The organism is Mesorhizobium sp. M1409 (assembly GCF_040317535.1).
Classification (GTDB): domain Bacteria; phylum Pseudomonadota; class Alphaproteobacteria; order Rhizobiales; family Rhizobiaceae; genus Mesorhizobium.
On the sequence record NZ_JAMYKV010000140.1, the window covers coordinates 1 to 1,674 of the forward strand.

General features: G+C 66.2%; 1 protein-coding gene. It reads left to right on the forward strand.

Going from position 1 to position 1,674, the window contains the following annotated elements:
- On the forward strand, nucleotides 1-1,674 hold a 1,674-nt coding region (locus NKG99_RS35695), incomplete at both ends, for a condensation domain-containing protein (protein WP_352874158.1).

The following is a 1,674-nucleotide window of genomic DNA, read 5'->3' on the forward strand; positions in this document are numbered from 1 at the left end:
CGCTGGCACAGATCTGGGCGGAGCTTCTCAGGGTCGAGCGGGTCGGACGCCACGACAACTTCTTCGAGCTCGGCGGCCATTCGCTGCTGGCCGTGCAGTTCTCGAGCCGACTGTCGCAGGTTGTTGGCGTCGAGCTGCCGCTGGCGAGGCTGTTTGCCAAACCGGCGCTTTCCGATCTGGCGGCAAGCATCGTCGAGCTGTTGAGCCGCTCCGGTCCGCAAGACCTGCCGCCGATTGTGGCCGTGTCGCGTCATGAGCCTCTGGTGCTGTCGTTCGCGCAGCAGCGGCTATGGTTTTTGGCGCAGATGGACGAACGCAGCACGAACTACCACATGCCGCTGGCCCTGCGGCTGCGTGGGGTGCTCGACCGCAGCGCCTGGCAGCGCGGCCTCGACCGTTTGTTTGCCCGCCATGAGGCGCTACGCAGTGTCTTTGTCGCGTCGGAGGGCAAGCCCCTGGTCGCGGTTCTGCCGCCGGATGCAGGGCTGCCGGTGCTGGAGCACAATCTCAAGGGCAGGCCAGATGCTGAGGCGGCGCTTTTGGATCTGTGCCATGAAGAGGCCCTCACGCCGTTCGATCTCGCGCGTGGGCCGCTGATCCGCGGGCGTCTGATCCGGATCTCGGATGAGGAACACGTCTTCCTGCTGACCCAGCACCACATCGTCTCGGACGGCTGGTCGATGAGCGTGCTGGTGGGTGAACTCAGTCAGCTTTACCGGGCGTTTGAGGCTGGACAGGACGATCCTTTGCCGCCGCTGGCAATCCAGTACCCGGATTATGCCGCCTGGCAGCGACAGTGGCTGACGAGGGACCGGCTGCAGAGCCAGGCGGACTATTGGCGCGAGACCCTCGCCGGCGCCCCGGCCCGTCTTGGCTTGCCGACGGACCGTCCGCGGCCGGAGCAACAGTCGTTTGCCGGAGCCAGTGTGCCCGTTGTCATCGATGCGGATTTGACGCGGGGTCTGAAGCGGCTGAGCCGGCAGCATGGCACGACGCTGTTCATGACGGTGCTGACGGCGTGGGCTGCGGTGCTGTCGCGCCTGTCGGGGCAGGACGACCTTGTCATCGGCGTGCCGAGCGCCAATCGCGGCCGGCGCGAGATCGAAGAGCTGATCGGCTTCTTCGTCAACACCCTGGCGCTTCGGCTGGACCTGTCGGGCGAGCCTAGCGTGGCGGAGCTTCTGGAGCGGACGCGGCGCATAGCGCTGGCGGCGCAGGAGCATCAGGACCTGCCGTTCGAGCAGGTGGTGGAGATCGTCAAGCCGCCCCGGGCTCTCGATCACACGCCGCTGTTCCAGGTGATGTTGGCCTGGCAGAACAATGCGATCGGGTCATTGGATCTGCCGGGGCTGAGTGTGGAGGCTGCGGGGGAGGGGCTCGATCAAGTCCAGTTCGATCTGGAACTGAGCCTTTGCGAGCATGGCGAGGAGATCGCCGGAAGCTTTGGCTATGCGACGGCGCTGTTCGACCAGGCGACGATCGAGCGGCAGCGTAATTATCTGCTGGCGCTGCTGCGGGCGATGGTCGCCGATGCAGGCCAGCCGGTCGGCCGCATCGACATCCTGCCCTCCGACGAGCGCGCCTACCTGCTGGAGGAGCTGAACCGGACGGCGGCGCCTTATCCGTCGGACCGGTGCATCCATGAACTGTTCGAGCAGCAGGTGCGGCGCGCCC